Origin of the sequence: Streptomyces sp. NPDC050546, from assembly GCF_044457425.1 — a bacterium.
GTDB lineage: Bacteria > Actinomycetota > Actinomycetes > Streptomycetales > Streptomycetaceae > Streptomyces.
Genome location: NZ_JBITGX010000008.1, coordinates 390917 through 409250, shown reverse-complemented (window position 1 = coordinate 409250; position 18334 = coordinate 390917). Strand labels below are relative to the sequence as shown.

Sequence of the window (18334 nt, the reverse complement as noted above, 5' to 3'; positions counted from 1 at the left end):
GGGAGTATCGCGGCGCGGCTACGGGTCGCCAACCCATTTTCTGTTATCGGCACCCGCCACCCCCGTCTCCGGTGATGTGCGCAGCCTCACCACCCACACCACAGCAGCGGCCGTCGGCGTTCTCGCGGCGGTCGCGTCTCTGCTCGGCGCTCCCCCGGCGGCGGCCGACGGCCCCCGGGACGTCACGGCCGCCGTGCTCGACGGGCGGGACGTGACGCTCGCCGGGGACACGGTGGTCACCGTGCCGCCCGGGACGACGACCTACGACGGCGTTTTCCGGGGTGAGGGGACGCTCACGGTGCGGGGCAGCGGGACACTGGTCCTCACCAGGGACAGTGACTTCACGCTGTCCCGGTCCCGGCAGCGGCAGACCGTGCGGACGCTCGGCGGGAACCACCCGTATGTGACCGTGGCCCGCCCGGACCCGCCCGCGATCACCGTGGAGCGCGGGGCGACCCTCCAGTACGGCGACGGGGGCACGACCGGGCTCATCGGTCATTTCCCGTACGGCACACCCGCGTTCCGGCTCAACCAGGACAACATCCGGGTCGACGGCACCCTGCGGCTCGCCCTGAAGAGCGCCTACAACCTGGGCACCGTCAGCGGCTCAGGGCTGATCAGCCAGCCGCGCTTCCTCTGGGGCACCTGGGACCTGTCGGGGGCCCACTCCTTCTCCGGGGTGATCGACAACGGCACGCAGGCGAACGCCGGCCGGCCGGAGTACGCGACCTCGCTGCCGCGTGTGCGCAAGGTCCTCAACCAGGGCACCTGGACGGTCGACACCCCGCTGGGGCAGACCGTCACCATGGGCATGGACTTCTACCAGCGCGAGTACGGCAGCGACATCAACGTCCAGTCGCGGCCGGGCGGCACGGTCGTCCTGGCCGGGCAGTACAGCTGGTCGGACCGGGGCGGCGACACCGACCCCTCGCTCAGCGACCCCGCCCTGAACTGGACACCCGCCCGCAAGAACGTCAACAAGCGCGGCACCAACATCAAGGGCGCGAACGTCCGGTGGGGCGACGGCACCACGAACCGGATCTTCATGCCGGGCACCGCGGAGACCGTGTACATCAACCTCCTCGCGGCCCGGGAGCGTTCGAGGCTCACCTTCGACTACAACGGCCCCGTGACACTCGGCGCCCCCATCGGCGGCGGCCGGTTCCACGACACGCTCTCCGCTCCCGGCGCCGGCGACATCGTCATCGCGGGAACCCCCGGCAACGACGTCACCTTCGCGGCCGTCCAGTACTACGACGGCTCCACGACGGTGGAGAAGGGCGCGGTGCTGCGTCTGGGCAGCGGAAAGCGGGGCGGCGACGGCGGCCTGTACACGCGAGGCGCCCTCTACAAAGTCGTCAACGACGGCTCGCTCGTCCTGCGCAACACGGACAGGCCCCTCACGCTGTCCCGCGTCGGCGGCAGCGGCTCGCTCACGCAGTCGGGCGCGGCCACGACGACACTGACGGGCGGCGCGGTGACGTACACCGGGACGACCACGGTCTCCAGGGGCACGCTGGCCCTGCGCGACGGAGCCACGCTCGCCCGCAGCAGGGCGATCCGGGTCACCTCGGCCGGAGCCCGGCTGGACACCGGCGAGACGGGCCTGCACGTCTCGACCACCCTCACCGGCAAGGGCACGGTCACAGGCTCGGTCACCAATGAAGGCACCGTCACGACCGGCCTCACCGTCGACGGCCCCTACACGCAGGGCGCGAAAGGCTCCCTGCTCCTGCGGGACAAGCCGCTCAAGGTGACGGGCGCGGTACGGCTGTCCGGGGACCTCGACGTCTCGGCGGCCGGGAAGCGGCCCGCTCGTGTGATCCCCGTGCTCGACAACAAGGGCCGCGCCAAGCCCTCGGGAACCTTCACCGGCTTGGAGGAGGGCGCCCGCCTGAAGCTGGCCGGCACCACCTACCGCGTCAGCTACCGCGCCGGCGACGGCAACGACATCGCCCTGACAGCGGTCGCCGCCGCCCCTGGCCCGTCCCCCACCGCGTCCGGCTCGCCCGCGTCCGGCGCGGTGACCCCCCGCAGCGCCGGCGCGTCGGAGAACGTCGGCTTCGGCTGGTGGCCTTACGCGCTCGGCCTGGCCCTCGTGGTCAGCCTCGCCGTGCCGATGGCGGCGCGGCGCGGGCGGGGCCGGCCGGGCAGGGGGCGTCATGCGGGCCGCGCGCGGCGGTGAGGCTCACACCTCGGACTCGCCCCACGACGTGACGGCCGCCTCGTCGCCGACCGACACCGTGCCGGGCCGGAGTACCGCGTACTTCGTGCCGAAGGCGATGCCGCCCTGGGACGCCCGCCGGTAGGCGGCGAGGGTGCGCAGGGGCTCCGGGCCCGCCCTGGTTCCGGAGTGCTGGTCGACCAGGGTGACCGCGCAGCGGATGGCGAGTTTTGCGTAGCCCAGTTCGGTGTCGCCGACGCGGATGCGGTGGGCGCGGTCCTCGGTGTGGGGGTCGTCCCAGCCGTCGAGCACGAGGTTGGGGCGGAAGCGGTCCATGGGCAGCGGACGTGCACCGCGCTCGGTCAGTTTCCGGTCGAGCAGGTCGAGGGTGGAGCGGGAGATGACGTGCAGGGCGCAGCTGTCGGCGTATCCGGAGGTGCCCGGTGTCATGCCGTCGGTCACCCGGTCGTGCTCCGGCGGTACGCGCACGAGCCGGCTCCGGGCGCCGAGCACGTCCGAGAGCCAGGCGGCTGCCGCGTCGCCCTGGTCGATGCCCTGGAAGACGTCCCCGAACAGGTCGACCTTCTGCCGGGTGCCGGAGGTGTCCACGCTCAGGTGCAGGGCCTCCCATCCCGGTGCCCGGAGCGTGAGTCGCCCGCCGTCGGCGGTGACGGCCGGCCGGATGAGGGCCAGCCTGGGGTCCCGCCGCTGCGTCCGGTACACGCCCTCCTCGCTGACCACCATGAAGCTGCGGTCGTGTGCCAGTCCGGCGGGCGTCAGCAGCGCTTCCCGCACCGATGTCCCGGCACACCCCTTGAGGGGGTAGTACGTCAACTCGACCACGTGGGCCATGTTTCCCCTTCTGTATGCCGTCAGCGTCCGCTGGGCGCCTCGGGAAAGCCGAGTTGTGGAGCCAGTAGCCGGGCCTCGGCCGCCCAGTCGGCGAGGAACGCAAGGGTCAGGCCGCGTTCGCGGTAGCGGAGTGCGGCGGGGACGGTACCCGCGCCGCCGTAGCCGGGCTGCTCGTCGTCCGCCCGGGCCAGCATCAGCGCGGTGAGCCAGTCGTACTTCACGGCCGAGGCGCACACGCCGAGCCGTACGAGTCGTTCGTCGCCGTGCCAGCCGCTCTCGCGCAGGCCGTGCACATAGGCGTCGTAGGCCGCCTTCGCCAGGCCGGGGAGGTCGGCGGCGGGAACGAACAGGTCGAAGACGGAGTCGGGGAGGTAGTTGCCGAGGTCCTCGCCGAGCGCTCCGTCGCCGGCGAACGCCCAGTCGAAAAGGACGCTGTCGCGGCCGTCGGAGCGGACGTTGGCGGGCCACTGGTCGAGGTGGGAGAAGGCGCGGGGCAGGGACTCCATGACCGTGAGGAACCACTCGCGGTCGTGGTGGAGACGGACCATGTCCGCGCGCAGGCCCGCCGGGAAGTGCTCCCGGACCAGGGGGTGCCGCCAGGCCTCGTCGTCGTCGAGGAGGTCCTGGTTCGTCGTCCTCCCTGAGACGTAGTCGCGCAGGAAGTGCCGGGACAGCCACGGCTGGTCCTCCCCGGCTCCCACCGCGCCCTGCGCGGCGCCGAGCCGGTGGGCGTGCTCGATGTGCCGGGCGAGCGGCCAGGTCGTCGCGGGTGCGCCGGGTACGTCCTCCAGCCACAGCGCCACATCGCCGTCGGGGCGTTCGACGCAGGCCAGCAGCCGGGGCGCGCGGATGCCGTGCCGCTGCCAGACCTGGGCGAGCCCGGACCGGTAGACGTACGCCTCGCGGCGCCAGAAGTTCCAGTGGCGCGGGTCGTTCGACGCCGCCCAGGCGACGCTGGTCTCCTTCGTCCGCGTCAGCACCTTCAGAACGGCCGAGCGGTCGCCGCCCGTGACCCGCCACACTCCGGCCGTGACGCCGTTGTGCGGGTTGTGCGCGAGCGGCTCGAACACCGCCCTCCCGGCCGGGACTCCCAGGACCTCACGGACTTCGGCATCAGCGACAGCGAACTCGGGCATCCCCCGATGCTATGCCGAGGTCTCCGCCGGAGTGGTGTCCTTGCGTCCCCGCAGCCAGACGTACACCGGGATCCCGGCGAACAGGAACAGCACGCCCTGGTAGACGGCCGCGTATCCGGCGCCGGCGATCAGCCAGAAGGAGAAGCCGAAGGAGAGGGCCGCGACGATCAGGTCGCGAGTGAGGCCCGCGGGGCGGACGCGCTCGCGGGAGCCCCGGGCCAGCCAGTACAGCTGGGCCGCCGCCGACAGCAGATACGGCACGCAGCCGGTGAACGTGGTGATCAGGACGAGGACGCGGAAGGTGGTGTCCGGGCCTGCCGTGTAGTTGAGGGCGATGAGGAGCGAGCCGAGCACCGCGCAGGCCCACACGCCGAAGCCGGGGACACCGCCCTTGCCCAGCCGCGCGAACGGCGCCGGGAAGAGACCGTCACGGGCGGCGGCGTAGGGCATCTGCGCGGCCATGAGGATCCAGCCGTTGAGGCAGCCGGTGATCGAGGCGACGGCGACCAGGGCGATGGCGGTGCCGCCCCAGGAACTGCCGGTGATGGCGTTGACGGCGTCGGCGAACGGGGCGCCGGAGTCGACGAGCCGGTCGTGCGGGACGAGTCCGAAGACGGCGACCGTGCCGAGGATGTAGACGAGGGCGGAGGCCAGGGTGCCGAGGACGCTGGCCCGGCCGACCGTGCGCTCCGGGTCGCGGACCTCGCCCGCGCTGACGGCGGCCGACTCGACCCCGAGGAAGCTGTACAGCAGCAGCGCGGCGGAGGCGGCCAGCGCCCCCGAGACGCTCTGGCCGGAGGCGTTGAACGGACCGAAGTTGTCCGCGTCGACGAAGAACAGGCCGATCGTGGCGAGCAGGAGCAGCGGTACGAACTTCAGGATCGTCGAGACGACCTGCACCGTGCCGACCCACCGCGTGCCCGCGAAGTTCGCCGCGGCGGGCAGCCACAGCGCGGCCAGGGCGACGGCGGCCTGCAGGGCGTGGTTGCCGTGCAGGGGTATCAGGACCTCGACGTAGCCGACGACCGCGACGGCCAGGGCGGCGATGCTGACCCAGCACATCGTCCAGTACGACCAGGCCGACAGGAACCCGGCGAACTCGCCGAACGCGTCGCGCGGGTAGACGTAGAGGCCGCCGGTCACCGGGCTGCGCCGGGCCAGCTTGCCGAAGAGCAGCGCGAGCGCCACGGCCCCCACCGAGAGCACGACGAACGCGAGCAGGCTGATCGTGCCGTAGGGGGCGACGGTGGCGGGCAGGGCGAAGATGCCGCCGCCGATGATGTTGCCCATGACGAGGGCCGTGGCGGCGGCGAGGCCGAAGGTGCGGCGGGGAGCGGGGGCCGCCGCGGTGGCCGGCTCGGCGGGTTCGGCGGCCTCGGTGGGGCTGGGGACGGTCATCGGCGATCCTGTACAAGCGGAGGGGGAGGGTCCCGATCGTAACCGCCATCCCACATGGTGGTCGATCTGTTCATGTGCTGGACACATTCGGCTGGGGTCCACGGCCGGATCTCGATTACGGTCGTTCGTATGACGAGCACCATCACCCTCGCCGAAGCCCTCGCCGCCGGAACGGTCGTCCTCGACGGCGGCATGTCCAACCAGCTCGAATCGGCCGGGCACGACCTGAGCGACGAGCTGTGGTCGGCGCGGCTCCTCGCCGAACGGCCGGAGGCGATCACCGAGGCGCATCTGGCCTACTTCCGGGCGGGCGCTGACGTGGCGATCACCTCCAGCTACCAGGCCACGTTCGAGGGCTTCGGGAAGCGCGGGATCGGCCACGACCGGGCGGCCGAACTCATGGCGCTCAGCGTGGAGTCGGCGCGGGAGGCGGCCCGCCGGGCGCGCGTCTCCCGGCCGCTGTGGGTGGCCGCCTCGGCGGGGCCCTACGGTGCGATGCTCGCGGACGGCTCGGAGTACCGGGGCCGCTACGGGCTCACGGTCGACGAGCTGGAGCGCTTCCACCGCCCGCGCCTCGAGGTGCTGGCGGCGGCCCGCCCCGACGTCCTCGCGCTGGAGACCGTCCCCGACGCCGACGAGGCCGCGGCGCTGCTGCGGGCGGTGCGCGGGCTCGGGGTGCCGGCCTGGCTGACGTACTCCGTCGCCGGCGGCCGTACGCGTGCCGGGCAGCCGCTGGAGGAGGCCTTCGCGCTGGCCGCCGACGCGGACGAGGTCATCGCGGTCGGCGTGAACTGCTGCGCGCCCGAGGACGTGGACGCCGCCGCCTCGACCGCGGCCCGGGTCACCGGCAAGCCGGTCGTCGTCTACCCCAACAGCGGCGAGACCTGGGACGCCGAGGCCCGCGCCTGGACCGGACGCTCGAGGTTCACGGCCGGGCAGGTGACGGGCTGGCAGCAGGCCGGGGCCCGGCTGATCGGCGGCTGCTGCCGGGTGGGGCCGGAGGCGATCTCGGGGATCGCGGGGACGCTCGGGGCGGCGTAGTCCGGCAGTAGGCGCATGACTCTCCTCTCCCTCCCCCTCCGCTGCTAGCCTCCGTCCATGTCCATGGGAACCGGTTGCCATGGCGTTGCCGCAGCTCGCGAGGGGGCGGGTGCGGACCGGGGCCCGGGAGAGACGAGGCAGGCATGACGAGGAAGAGCGGCGACGCGAGCCGCAGCACCATCCGGGACGTGGCGCTGCGCGCGGGCGTCTCGGCGTCGACGGTGTCCCGGGTGCTGGGCGGCGTGTATCCGGTGAGCTCGGCGACGCGCGGGAGCGTGCTGCGGGCGGTCCGTGAGCTGGACTATGTGGCCGACGCGAGGGCGAAGGCGATCGCGGGCGTCGGCACACCCACCCTGGCCTTCGTGCTGGAGGACATCACCGGCCCGTCGTTCGCGCACATGGCCCACGGCGTGGAGCGCGAGGCGACCCGGCTCGGCCATCTCTGCCTGGTGTGCAGCACGGAGGGCGATGTCCGCCACGAGCTGGAGTTCGTCGAGATGATGCGCGCCCAGCGGGCCGCCGCGGTGATCCTGGTCGGCGGCAGCGCCGACACCCCCGAGTACCGCGAACGCACCCACCGCATGGCGGACTCCCTGGCCTCGGCCGGTTCCCGCCTGGTCCTGTGCGGCCGGCCACCGCTGGACCCCGGCGCCCCGGTGACGGTCATCGAGTACGACAACGAGGGCGGCGCCTACACCCTGGTCGCCCATGTACTCGCCCAGGGGCACCGCCGGGTGCTGTTCCTGGGCGGCCGGGCGGACCACACCACGGCCCTGGGCCGCGAACGCGGCTACCTCGCCGCCCACCGGGCCCGCGGTCTCACCCCCGACGAATCCCTCGTCCTGCACGGCGACTTCACCCGCGACGCGGGCCACCGCCTCATGCGGCAGGCGCTCGCGGACGACCTCGGCTTCACGGCCGTCGTGGCCGCCACCGACATGGTCGCCGCGGGCGCCCTCACCGCACTGCACGAGGCGGGCCTGTCCGTCCCCGGCGATGTCTCCCTCGCCGGGTACGACGACATCCCCTTCGCCCGCGATCTGCACCCCGCCCTGACGACGGTCCACGTCCCCTACGAGGAACTGGGCCGTCTCGCCGTCCGCACGGCCCTCGAACACACCCCGGGCGCCGCGGACGAGCACCTGCTGCTGGGCACGCACGTGGTGGTGCGGGATTCGGTGGGCCCGCCCCCGGCGCGGTGACCCGCTACGCCTGCGACGTCGGTGCGAGCGAGGAGGCGGGAGCCTGCGACGCCGGGACTCCGCGCCCGTGCTGGGAGTACGACAGGACGCCCGTGAGGACGATCCTGAGGACCTCGCGCAGTTCGATGTGGAGCGGCACACGCCCGCCCGGGTCCTGTGACCAGCGGTAGAGCAGGCCCAGATAGGAATCACGGAGGATGTTGCCGACCCTCATCGGATCGATGTCGAAGCTGACCTCCCCGCGCTGGCGGCCGGCTTCGATGATGTTGGCGAAGACCTGGCCCGCGTAGGGCTCCTCGAGGAGGGGCTGCCCGGCCTTCACCCAGGCCTGGAGCATGGCGGCGGTGATCTCGCGCTCGGACTCGTTGAACTCCGCCAGTGCCGCCATGCACCGCTCCAGATGCACCGTCACATCGTCGTTCCGGGACTTCATCGACTCTTCCATGGCCAGCTCCAGGCGCCGCTTCCGGGCCTCGGCCCAGGCGGTGACCAGGTCTTCCTTGCGCTGGAAGTAGTTGAAGAAGGTGCCCCGGGCCACGTCGGCGTGCTCGGCGATCTGGTCGATCGTGGTGCCGTCGTAGCCCTGCTCCGCGAAGAGGGTCAGGGCGGATGTGTAGATCCGGTCCCGCACCCGCTGCTTGCTGCGCTCTCTGCGCCCGAGGGGGCGGGCAGGTTCAGAGGCCATGTGCTTCCTCGCCTTCTCACGTCGTTGTGCGGGCTCCCCCTGGCCCCCAAAAATTATACCACGGTACATCTATGAGTCATGGTCTTCGTTTGGCCATGACATCAGGGCCCGGACGCCACGGAAGCGGCGATCACACCGATGGGTTCGCGGCCCAGCAGCCGGGTGGCGGGTATGTCGACACCCGCCGTGCGGTGCAGCCGCACCCTGAGCTCGGTCGCCAGCAGCGAGTCCAGTCCCAGGGTCCGCAGCGGCCTGCGGGGATCGAGCCGGGTCGCCGAGAGGCCGAGCACGGTGGCGGCCTGCTTCAGAACGTCGTCGGCGGCGAGGCCGGGCCCGGAGGCGGCGGTCTCGGGAGGGGCGGTCGAGGTCACGGGAGGGGCGGTCGTGGTCGCGGGAGCCGGCGCGGGGTCTTCCGCCGCCCGGGCCCCGGCGGGCACCTCGTGGGCGGAACCGGCCGCTCGCTCGCGCAGGCGTATGTCCCGGAACTCCGCGATCAGTTGGCCGTCCTCGGCCGTCAGCCACACATCGCAGCGGGCGTCGTCCGTACCGTCGCCGGGCGTGAAGCGGGCCACGCACCAGTGGTCCCGGCCGACCGCCTCCTCGTCACGGACCAGGACGCGGCCGAAGGACACCGGCACATAGCCGTCCGCTCTCACCCCTGCGCCCGTGGAGTGCGGCCACGCGGCGAGCATCGTCAGAAGCCCGGCCTCGAGTCCGGTCGCCCCCGCTCCGGCACGGCGCATGCGAGCCACCGATTCGCCGTCGGAACACCACAGTTGGGCCACGGTGCGCAGCGAGGCGTCGATGGTGTAGCCACGGCCCTGGGCGCGGCGGTAGAACTCGCCCGCCGGCACGTACGAGGTGCACCGCGTCAGACCGGCGTCCAGCAGCTCCCCGCCCCGCCGCTCCGCCGCCACGCTCCGGCCGGCCGCACGGAACCTGCCCGTCATGCACAGCTCGCCGTCCCGGGCGCCGTCCGGGGTGCGCGCCACGGTGACGGTGAAGACGAAGGTCCCCTCCTGCGCGGCGGGCGCCAGGCACACACGTACCGCGGCATCGCGCGCCCGCTCCAGTTCCAGGGGCCGGCTCCCGAACTCGACGTCCTCCAGCACGCCTTCACCGCAGGGCGCGACGGTGCCCGCCGCCCTCAGGACGGCCTTGAAGTAGACCACCGGCGGTACGACGGCCGCGCCGCCTCGCGTGCGGACGCTCTCCCCGAGGTCGTCCAGACCCAGCTCGCGCAGTTCGATCTCGCGTACGTGCTCGGCCGGCCCGGCGGGCGCCGCCGCGGGAGCCGGATCCTTCCTGAACTGCTCCTGGTCCCAGGCGTACGTCGGCAGCGGGACGTGGGGCGCGGTCCCCTGGAAGAAGCGGCCGAAGTCGACGCGGCCGCCGTGGGAGAAGAGCTGCCCCAGCGCCCGGACGATGTTCTCGCCGTCGTCCTGGTGACGCTTGAGGGTGGCCACGGCGGCCGGTGCGGCGCCCTGTTCCGCGAGGACCGCCGCGACGGACTGGACGAGCAGCGGGTGCGGGCCGACCTCCAGGAACACCGTCTCCTCCTTGGCGGCCGCCCGCACGGCCTCGACGAAGCGCACCCGCTCGCGCAGGTTGTCCACCCAGTAGGCGGCGTCCAGCTCGGGTCCGTCGACCGGCTCGCAGCGGGTGGTGGAGAACATCGCGGTACGGGCGGGCAGCGGGGTGAGGTGGGCGAGGGCGGCGGCCAGGTCGTCCCGCAGTTCCGTCATGTACGGGGAGTGGGACGCCACGTTGACCTTGACGTGCCGGCTCTGCACTCCTTCGGCCTCGAGGCGTTCGGCGATGCGCCGCAGAGCGCGGGCGTCGCCGGCGAGGACCGTGCCCCCGGGGGCGTTCTCCGCCGCGACGCACACCGCGTCGCCGTGGGGCGCCACGACGTCCGCCGCCGTCAGCGCGTCGAGTTCGACGGCGAGCATGGCGCCGCGCCCCGCCAGCCGCTGCATCAGGGAGCTGCGCCGGCAGATGACCGAGGCGGCGTCCCTGAGCGACAGCGCGCCGCAGACCTGGGCGGTGGCCACCTCGCCCATGCTGTGCCCGATACCGAGGCCGGGGTCGACCCCCTTGGCGCGCAGGAGCGCGGCCAGCGACACCTGCACGGCCCACAGCAGGGGTTGCACCACCGCGACGTCGTCGGGAAGGTCCCGCGGCGGCGGGTTCTCGCCGTCGCCGGTCAGCAGGCCGATGACCGACCACCCCAGCTCCTCCCGGACGGCGGCGTCGCATTCGGTCAGGGTGTGCCGGAACACAGGTTCGGAGGCGAGCAGGTGGCGCCCCATCCCGAGCCACTGCGAGCCCTGCCCGGGAAAGACGAAGGCGATCCGGCGGTCACCAGTGAAGCCGGCGTCGGCCGTCCCTCCGTCCGGGGTCTCCTCGCCCGCGGCCAGGGCGCGCAGAGCGGCGGCGAGTTCGTCATGGGTGCGGCCCACGGCCCACAGGCGGTGGGGGTGGGCGTCACGGCGCGTGGCGGCGGCGTGGCAGATGTCCCGCAGCGCGAAGGCGCGTCCCTCGGCGCCCTCCAGAAAGGCGGCGTGGCGTGCGGCGAGTTGCCCGAGGGCCGCCGGGGTGCGGGCACTGAGCACCAGCAACCGCGGCTCCTCGCCGGCCGGGGCGGCCGGTTCCGGTAGCGGCTCGTGGGCCGGTTCGGGCACGTACTCGCCGACGATCACATGGGCGTTGGTGCCGGAGAGGCCGAAGGAGCTGACGCCCATGACCGCGGCAGGGCCGCCGGGCACGAGCGGGGTGTTGCGCGCGACGAGTTCGAGGGGGGCAGCGCCCCCGGCCAGGACGGGGTGCGGTGTGCGCAGGTGCAGTGAAGCGGGGACGGTGCGGTGCCGGGCGATGAGCACGGTCTTGATCAGGCCCGCGATCCCGGCGGCGGCTTCGGCGTGCCCGATGTTGGTCTTGACGGAACCGATGAGCAGCGGACGGGACCGGGACCGGCCCTCGTCGCCCTCATCTCTCCCGTCCTCCTCGCCCTCCTCGTCCCTTGCGCTCAGCACCTGTGCCAGGGCGCGCAGTTCGACGTCGTCTCCGACCGGGGTGCCGGTGCCGTGCGCTTCCACGTAGTCGAGCTGGTCCGGGGTGATGCCGGCGCTGTGGCAGGCGGCGCGGATCATCTCGGTCTGTCCGGACACGGCGGGCTGGAGCAGCATTCCGCTGCCCTGGCCGTCGTTGGTGACGGCACTTCCCCGCAGTACGGCGAGGATCCGGTCACCGTCGCGCAGCGCGTCGGGCAGGCGCTTGAGCAGGACCGTCCCCACTCCTTCGCTACGTACGAAGCCGTCACCGGAGGCGTCGGCGAACTTGCAGCGCCCGTCGGGGGCGAGCATGCCGCCCTGGGAGTAGGTGACGGCGTCGGACGGTGACAGCACGGCGTTGACTCCCGCGGCGACGGCCATGTCGCTCTCTCCGGTGAGCAGGCTCTGCCGGGCGAGATGCACGGCCACCAGGGACGAGGAGCACGCGGTGTCGACCACCAGGCTGGGGCCCCGCAGGTCGAGGGCGAAGGAGAGACGTCCCGCGGTCATCGTCCGCAGCCTGCTGCCCGCCATGCCGTGCACGTCCTGGAATCCCCCGGACTCCGCCAGGTCTCCGTACTCGGCGGTCGCCTGCCCCACGAACACGCCGGTGCGGCTGCCCGCCAGCGAGGACGGGAGGATGTGCGCGTCCTCCAGCGCTTCCCAGACCACCTGGAGGAGGACCCGCTGCTGAGGGTCCATGGCCAGCGCCTCGCGCGGGGCGATGCCGAAGAAGGCGGCGTCGAAGCCGTACAGATCGTCGATGAACCCACCGTGCCGCGAGACGGTCGTGCCCGGTTCACCGGGCTGTGCGCGGTGGTACCGCCCGATGTCGAACCGGTCCTCCGGTACGGGCGTGACGGCGTCGGTGTTGGCTTCGAGCAGGTGCCGGAACTCACGCACCCCACGCGCTCCGGGAAATCTGCATCCCATCCCGACGATCGCGATCTCGGGCATGCCGCCTTGCTGCACCAGGTCCCCCCTAAGTGATGTGGTGTCAGGATCCAAAAGTACACCAGAGACCAAGTTTGACTTCCAGTCGACTCAGTGAACACCAGGAGACCATCGCGCTAAGGACGACTTTTGACCTGCTTAGCAAGGTTGGTGACCTGCCATTACCTTCAGTATGGAGCGATAGCGGCGAGCGCCACGAGTAGAAACATGAGCTACAGTCCATTGATAGACGGCTACACAGCATCCCTGGAGGAGGAGGACGGATGATCGCCAGAGTGCTGGGTCCCCTGCGCGTGACCATGAACGGCGTGTCGGTGGTCCCCACGGCGCTGAAGGCCAGGAAGCTCCTCGCCGTGCTCATCCTGAACCGGGGCCGCGTGGTGCAGCGGGCCGCCATCGAGCGTGAACTGTGGGGCCTCGACGTGCCCATGAGCGCCTCGACGGGCATCCAGAACTGCGTCATGCAGATCCGCAAGAGCATCGGCCGCGCCGTCGACGGCGGGCCCTCGGACCGTCTCCCCAAGGAGACGCTGATCACCGAGGCCACCGGTTACCGGCTCGAAGTCCCCGGCGAGCAGTTCGACATCGTCGGCTACCACCGGCTCGTCTCGCTGGCGGGAGAGGCGGAGGCCAGGGGTGACCTGTCGGGGGCCTCGGCCCAGCTGAACAACGCGCTGAAGCTGTGGCGGGACGCGCCCCTCGCCGATGTGCCGGCCGGGCCCGTGCTGCACCCGCACGTGCTTCGGCTGGAGGAGGACCGCAAGGCGGTGCTGAGCCAGCGCGTCGGCCTGGACCTGCGGTTGCGCCGCTACGCCGAGGTCATCGGCGAACTGCACGCCCTCGTGGCCCTCAATCCCTACGACGAGGTGCTGCACGAGTACCTGATGCTGGCGCTGTACCTCTCCGGCCGCCGCAACGACGCGCTGGCGGCCTATCAGGGCCTGCGTGCCGCGCTGACCGACGGGATCGGCCTGGAGCCCTCGCACCGGCTGCGCCGCCTCCAGCAGCAGATCCTGAACTGTGACGACGCGCTGGAGCACACCTTCCTGGACGACCGCTCACCCCACCTTGTCGGGGCGTAGCGGCCCCGCTCGGTGAACGGCCGTCAGGGTCGCCACGAGCTCTTCGAGCAGGACGCCCCGACCGTACGGGGTGAAGGGGAAGAAGTGCCCGCCCCCGGCGAGCCGGGCACGGAACGGGCCCGCTGTGAAGCGGGCCCACAGCGGCAGCACGCCCGGCGGGACGAGCGGGTCGTCCGTGCCGGCCAGCGCGGTCAACGGCACGGTGAGCCGGAGGGGCTCCACGGCGCGCAGCGCGTCCCGCGCGAGCGCGAGGTCATGGGCCAGGACCTGCCGCGCCGGGCTGAGCGACGCGTCGCGCAGGGCGTCGGCGGGCAGCCGGTGGGTCGCGAGGATCTCCGCCAACTCGGCCGCGGACCCCGGCTGTTCCGGGCGCGGCCGGCTTCCGGCGCCCGGTTGGGAACAGCTCACGACCAGGCCGTCGCAGCGCCCGCCGCCCGCATGGGCGACGGCGAGCGCCAGCAGCCCGCCCAGACTGTGCCCGTAGAAGACGGTGGGGGCGGGGGCCAGGTCGCGCAGTCCGCGGCCGATGCCCGACACGGCGGCGGTCACGGTCGTAGCGGGTGCGAGGCCCGCGCGCCGCTCCCGCCCGGGCAGCGTGACGCCCACCACCTCCACCGTGTCCGGCAGTCCGGCCAGGACGCTCGAGTAGCGCTGCGGGCCCGCGCCGGCGTGCGGGAAGACCACGACTCGGCTGCCGCGCCGTGCCGAGGGGCGCAGCACCTGCGTCCAGTCGTCGGAGTGGGGAAGCATGCTCATTCCTTGGTGGGGAGGCGCGGCGGTCGGGCACGGACGCGCGCTCTCCGGGCCGGGAGCGTGCTCCCGGCCCGGAGAGCCCGGCCCGCCGTGGGACTCAGGCCGCTGTGATGACGAGCGCGGCGTTGTGGCCGCCGAAGCCCAGCGAGGTGCTGACGGCGACGTCCACCGGCGTGCTGCGGGGTGCGCCGCTGACCACGTCCAGCTCGATGGCGGGGTCCGGGTTCTTCAGGTTCGCCGTCGGCGGCACCGTGCCGTGCTGCACGGCCAGCACCGTGTACGCCGCCTCGATGGCGCCCGCGGCCGCCAGCGCGTGGCCGGTGACCCCCTTGGTCGACGTGACCAGGGGCGCGTCGCCCAGGACACGGCGCAGCATCCGGCCCTCGACGAGGTCGTTCATCGCGGTGGCGGTGCCGTGCGCGTTGACGTGACGGACGTCCGAGGGGGCGGCCCCGGCGTCCGCCAGGGCGGCGCGCAGGGCTCGCTCGATGCCCTCCCCGTCGGGGTGCGGGGCGGTGGCGTGGTGCGCGTCGGAGGAGGATCCGTAACCGCTGACGAGGGCGCGGACATTCGCGCCCCGGGCGCGGGCGTCCGCCTCCCGTTCCAGGACGAGCACGCCGGCCGCCTCGGCGGCCACGAAGCCGTCCCGTTCCGCGTCGAACGGCTTGCCCGCGTGCTCGGGCGCGTCCCCCGACTTGGACAGGGCGCCCATCTTGCACAGCCCGGCCATCACCGTGGGGGTCAGCGCGGACTCGCTGGCGCCCGCGAGCACGATGTCGCAGACGCCGGAGCGCAGCAGGTCACGTGCGATGCCGATGGCGGTCGCGCCGGACGCGCACGCGGTGGCGGTGACCAGACTCGGCCCCCGGGCACCGCAGTCGATCGCCACATATCCGGCGACCATGTTCGGCATGTACTTCGTCACCAGGAGGGGCGAGACCTTCTCGGGCCCGCGCTCGCGCAGCGTCTCGTGCTGCTCCGCGAAGGTGGCGGGGCCGCCGAGCGAGTTGCCGAGCACCACCCCGACCCGGGCGCCGTCCCAGGTCGTGGAGTCCCATCCGGCGTCGGCGACGGCCATCCGGGAGGCCACGAGGGCGAGTTGGACGAAGCGCTCCAGCTGCCAGCCGGCGAAGCCGCCCAGCAGTTCACCGGCGTCGAAGCCCGGTACCCGGCAGGAGAAGTCCACCGACAGCTCGCCGAGTGCGGGGTCGCGGGTGGCGCAGGAACGTCCTGACAGCACCCGCTCCCAGTTCTCGGCCACGCCGATCCCGGCCGGGGTCACCAGGCCCAGACCGGTGACGGCGACGGCGTTCGTACGACCGTCCGCCATCAGACCGCCGCTCCCTTGGCCGACAGGAGCTGGACCAGGTCGTCCAGGGTGTGCTCCTCGGTGAGTTCACCGTCCGCTATCTCCACGCCGAACTCCTTGTCCAGGACGAGGCCGAGCTCGATCAGGACCAGGGAGTCGAAGGACAGCTTGCCGAGGGTCACCTCGGACGCGATGATCTCGGGCTTGACCTTGAACTGGTCGGAGAGAAGGACCGAGACCCGCTCCGCGATCGCCTGCATGGTTTTCTCCTTGTGATGCGATGAGTTGATGAAGGGTGAGAGGTGGCAGCAGCCGTGATGCCGGGGGGTCAGGCCGCGGTGATGTCGGGCCAGACGAGGGCCACCGACCCCCAGGTGAGTCCCCCGCCGAATCCGCCGAGCACGACGCGCTGCCCGGGACGCAGTTCGCCGTCGGCCGACGCGTCGGCGAGGACGAGCGGGATCGAGGCGGCGACGGTGTTGCCGACCCGCTCGATGTTGGCGGGGAACCGTTCGAGCGGCAGGCCGACGCGTTCGGCGACCGCCGCCAGGATGCGCGCGTTGGCCTGGTGGAGGACGACCTTGTCGATGTCCTCGACGGCCCAGCCCGCGGCCTCGGCCGTCGTGGTCACGGAGGCCGCCATGCGGCGCACGGCCTCCCCGAAGACCGGGCGGCCCTCCATGGTGAAGTAGGCGGCCTCCGCCGGGGCCGGCAGGCCGGTGGACCGCTGCCGTGAACCGCCGGCCGCGACCTGGATGAGGTCGCTCTGGCCGCCGTCGCTGCCGAGGTGGAGCCCCTTCAGCGCACCCGGCTCGTCCGCCCGACCGGCGCGCAGGTACACCGCACCGGCGCCGTCCCCGAAGATGGCCCGGGTCGTACGGTCGGCCGGGTTGAGGATGGTGGAGAACGTGTCCGCCCCGATGACCAGGACGGAGCGCGCGAAGCCCGCCTGGAGGAAACCGGCCGCCGTCCCCAGGGCGTAGACGAAGCCCGTGCACACGGCGGCGATGTCGAACGCGCCGACGCCGCCGAGCCCCAGCCGGTCGGCGACCTCGGGCGCGGTGGCCGGACAGGGGCGGTCCGGAGTGCTGGTGGCGACCACGACGATGTCGGCCCGCTCCTCGCCCGCGGACTTCAGGGCCCTGCGGCCGGCCTCGACGGCGAGGTCCCCGGTCGATCCGCCCGGTTCGATGACATGGCGCCGGCGGATCCCGGTGCGGCTGCTGATCCACTCGTCCGAGGTGTCCAGCTGCCGGGCGAGGTCGTCGTTGGTGACCACGGTGGGCGGGACCCAGCTTCCCAGGCCGGCGACGACCGCCGCCCGGTCCGGGCCGGTCATCCGGCGTCCCCGGCGGCGCGGGACGTCCTCGAGGTGCTGCTGTCAGCCACAGCCGTTGTCGCTGTCGTAGCCGTCACTGCGTTGTTCCTCCTGGCTGGTGTCGTGGTGCACCGATGCGCTCCGGCGCCTCTCGGAGGTCTCACTGTGGCAACGCGTCCTCCGCTTTCCCTCACCACCGGCCCACGCAGGGCACATGTGCCGCTCACGTCGGCCGTGAGCGGCACATGAGTGGTGCGTAAGTACGCGTTGCCAGCATGGAACGCGTCCGGCGGCGGCCTGCCCCGCGGTGCAGGCGCAAAGCGCTCCGGACACCCCTTCACACGACCCGGCTCACGACCGCGCACGAGGAGAACTGAGTGCAGCAACGCAGGATAGGAACCGACGGTCCGGTGGTCTCCGCGATCGGTCTCGGCTGCATGGGGATGTCGGAGTTCTACGGCCCGACCGACGAGGCCGAGTCCCTGGCGACCCTTCAGGCGGCCCTGGACAGCGGGGTCACGCTGCTCGACACCGCCGACATGTACGGCAAGGGCCACAACGAGCGCCTGGTGGGCCGGGCCGTCGCGGGCCGCCGCGACCAGGTGGTCCTCGCGACCAAGTTCGGCATCCGGCGCGACGACAGCGACCCGCGGCAGGGCCGGAACATCGACTCGGGTCCGGAGTACTGCCGGCAGGCCGTCGACGCCTCGCTCCAGCGGCTGGGCGTCGACCACATCGACCTCTACTACCTGCACCGCAAGAGCCCCGACATCCCCATCGAGGAGACCGTCGGGGCCATGGCGGAGCTGGTGCGGGCCGGCAAGGTCAAGCACCTGGGGCTGTCCGAGGTGACCGCGGAGACCCTGCGCCGGGCGCACGCCGTCCACCCCATCGCGGCTCTGCAGACCGAGTACTCGCTGTGGACCCGCGAGGTGGAGCAGGAGGTCCTGCCGGTGGCCCGGGAGCTGGGCACCTCACTGGTGGCGTACTCGCCGATCGGGCGGGGCTTCCTGACCGGAGCGATCAGCCGGCCCGAGGACCTCGACCCCACCGACTTCCGGCACTCGCACCCCCGCTTCCAGCAGGAACACCTGGCGCGCAACATCCGGATGGTCGAGCGGCTCCGCGAGCTCGCCGAGAGCTACGGCTGCAGCCCCGTCCAGCTGGCGCTGGCCTGGCTGCTGGCGCAGGGCGACGACATCGTCCCCATCCCGGGCACGCGCCGGACCCGCTATCTGCACGAGAACGTCGCCGCCGCCGAACTGCGCCTCACCGACGAGCAACTGGCCGCCGTGTCGGCCGCGGTGCCGCACGACGTCGTCTCCGGCGAGCGCTACGACCCCGCGGGCATGGCGACCGTCGGCCACTGACGGCCGGCCTCCCCGGC

At 72.7% G+C, this 18334-nt stretch carries 14 protein-coding genes; 5 read left to right on the top strand and 9 right to left on the bottom strand.

Features of this window, described 5'->3' with window-relative positions; all coding sequences use genetic code 11:
* Positions 1-76: 76 nt before the first annotated feature.
* Entirely contained in the window at positions 77-2185 is a 2109-nt protein-coding gene (locus tag ACIBK5_RS22295; RefSeq protein WP_399021625.1) for an autotransporter, read from the top strand.
* Between the two features lie 3 nt (positions 2186-2188).
* Here ACIBK5_RS22295 and ACIBK5_RS22290 read toward each other — a convergent pair whose 3' ends face one another.
* Genes ACIBK5_RS22290 through ACIBK5_RS22280 form a run of 3 tightly spaced genes read right to left on the bottom strand, consistent with a single transcriptional unit; the run spans position 2189 to position 5550 of the window.
* Positions 2189-3016 carry an MOSC domain-containing protein gene (locus ACIBK5_RS22290; protein WP_399021623.1) on the bottom strand — a complete coding sequence of 276 codons (828 nt, stop codon included), beginning with the start codon at positions 3014-3016 and terminating at the stop codon, positions 2189-2191.
* A 20-nt stretch (positions 3017-3036) separates the two neighbouring features.
* Positions 3037-4152 carry an aminoglycoside phosphotransferase gene (locus ACIBK5_RS22285; protein ID WP_399021621.1) on the bottom strand — a complete coding sequence of 372 codons (1116 nt, stop codon included), beginning with the start codon at positions 4150-4152 and terminating at the stop codon, positions 3037-3039.
* Between the two features lie 9 nt (positions 4153-4161).
* The gene (locus ACIBK5_RS22280) at positions 4162-5550 is read right to left on the bottom strand and encodes an amino acid permease (protein ID WP_399021619.1); all 1389 of its coding nucleotides are present in this window, start codon (positions 5548-5550) and stop codon (positions 4162-4164) included.
* Between the two features lie 129 nt (positions 5551-5679).
* Between ACIBK5_RS22280 and mmuM the strand changes: the two genes are divergently transcribed.
* Together mmuM and ACIBK5_RS22270 are read left to right on the top strand one after the other, a co-directional pair.
* Positions 5680-6591, top strand: a complete 912-nt coding sequence (gene mmuM, locus ACIBK5_RS22275) for a homocysteine S-methyltransferase (RefSeq protein WP_399021617.1) — start codon at positions 5680-5682, stop codon at positions 6589-6591.
* Between the two features lie 143 nt (positions 6592-6734).
* Positions 6735-7793: a LacI family DNA-binding transcriptional regulator gene (locus ACIBK5_RS22270; RefSeq protein ID WP_399021615.1), complete on the top strand. Its 1059-nt coding sequence runs from the start codon at positions 6735-6737 to the stop codon at positions 7791-7793.
* Positions 7794-7797: 4 nt separating this feature from the next.
* Here the strand turns inward: ACIBK5_RS22270 and ACIBK5_RS22265 are convergent, their stop codons facing one another.
* Complete coding sequence (locus tag ACIBK5_RS22265; protein WP_399021613.1) at positions 7798-8478, bottom strand: TetR/AcrR family transcriptional regulator; 681 nt, start codon at positions 8476-8478, stop codon at positions 7798-7800.
* Positions 8479-8579: 101 nt separating this feature from the next.
* Positions 8580-12488, bottom strand: a complete 3909-nt coding sequence (locus ACIBK5_RS22260; RefSeq protein WP_399021612.1) for a type I polyketide synthase — start codon at positions 12486-12488, stop codon at positions 8580-8582.
* 260 nt (positions 12489-12748) lie between these two features.
* On the opposite strand from ACIBK5_RS22260, the gene ACIBK5_RS22255 reads away from it, so the two are divergent.
* Positions 12749-13567: a BTAD domain-containing putative transcriptional regulator gene (locus ACIBK5_RS22255; protein WP_399021611.1), complete on the top strand. Its 819-nt coding sequence runs from the start codon at positions 12749-12751 to the stop codon at positions 13565-13567.
* Here ACIBK5_RS22255 and ACIBK5_RS22250 read toward each other — a convergent pair.
* From ACIBK5_RS22250 to ACIBK5_RS22235, 4 genes are all read right to left on the bottom strand, one after another.
* Complete coding sequence (locus ACIBK5_RS22250; RefSeq protein ID WP_399021610.1) at positions 13544-14317, bottom strand: thioesterase II family protein; 774 nt, start codon at positions 14315-14317, stop codon at positions 13544-13546. The genes ACIBK5_RS22255 and ACIBK5_RS22250 overlap by 24 nt on opposite strands.
* A gap of 100 nt (positions 14318-14417) precedes the next feature.
* On the bottom strand, positions 14418-15650 hold the full coding sequence (locus ACIBK5_RS22245) for a beta-ketoacyl-[acyl-carrier-protein] synthase family protein (RefSeq protein WP_399021609.1): 1233 nt from the start codon (positions 15648-15650) through the stop codon (positions 14418-14420).
* Positions 15650-15889: an acyl carrier protein gene (locus ACIBK5_RS22240; protein ID WP_020272690.1), complete on the bottom strand. Its 240-nt coding sequence runs from the start codon at positions 15887-15889 to the stop codon at positions 15650-15652. The genes ACIBK5_RS22245 and ACIBK5_RS22240 overlap by 1 nt, the downstream gene beginning before the upstream one ends.
* 68 nt (positions 15890-15957) lie before the next feature.
* Positions 15958-16968, bottom strand: coding sequence for a beta-ketoacyl-ACP synthase III (locus tag ACIBK5_RS22235; RefSeq protein WP_399021608.1), 1011 nt, complete (start codon positions 16966-16968; stop codon positions 15958-15960).
* 356 nt (positions 16969-17324) lie between these two features.
* Here ACIBK5_RS22235 and ACIBK5_RS22230 point away from each other — a divergent pair, with 356 nt between their 5' ends.
* Positions 17325-18317: an aldo/keto reductase gene (locus tag ACIBK5_RS22230; protein ID WP_399021607.1), complete on the top strand. Its 993-nt coding sequence runs from the start codon at positions 17325-17327 to the stop codon at positions 18315-18317.
* Positions 18318-18334: the final 17 nt, after the last annotated feature.